Genomic DNA, 713 nt, shown 5'->3' on the forward strand with positions numbered 1-713 from the left:
CATTGCGGCCGTGGACGCCTCGGGTCACACCTACGGCAGGGTCGACATCGACCAGGTGCCCGAAGGGCTCGGCGCAGAGGTGTTCACCGTTCGGGCCCTGCGTGATGCCGCTGAGCAGGCCACGGCCGCCTACGACCGGGAGCACGTCACGCCGTGGCTGAGGCGATCGCTCGGTGAGCTTCTGTTCGTGCCGGTCGGCTGCCCGGACGACGTCAGCGCCTACCGTGCCACGGTAGACGTCCTCGGCGACTATGTGCGCGTCTCGAGCCTCTTCGACGGCGAGCAGGATCCGGTGGGGCGGCCCTGGGCCAGACTGATGACGCGCCTGGTGGACCGCGTCGATCGGGCAGGAACGCGAGTGACCGCAGTGGGCACCGACGCCGGACCCATGTCGCAGGTCGTGCTCTCGGCCCGCAACTTCGACGCCGCGACGCGGGACGAGCGTCCGGCGGAGCGCGCAGAACGGTTGCGCTCGCTGATCGCCCAGGCCATCGAGCGAGGTGTCACCCACATCGAGGTCGGGCGTGGTGACGGGCGAAGCGAGGAGCTGCTGAAGGCGTGCGCCGAGCCCGCCCTGGTGAAGAGGTTCGGCATCATCTCCCGCGTGGCGCCGCGCTCGCTCGGAGGGTCCGGCTCACCCGTCGCGGACGAGCTCGCCGTGGAGGCGGCGGTCGAGCGCACGTTCGCCAACCTCGGTCGGCGGGGAGTGGACG

Annotated in this window: 1 pseudogene; it reads left to right on the plus strand. The window is 71.2% G+C overall.

Annotated features, from left to right (window positions below):
- Nucleotides 1–713 (plus strand): annotated as a pseudogene (locus AC1DP0_RS22390) (aldo/keto reductase); the annotation flags it as partial.

It is taken from the genome of Terrabacter sp. P5_B1, assembly GCF_056400505.1.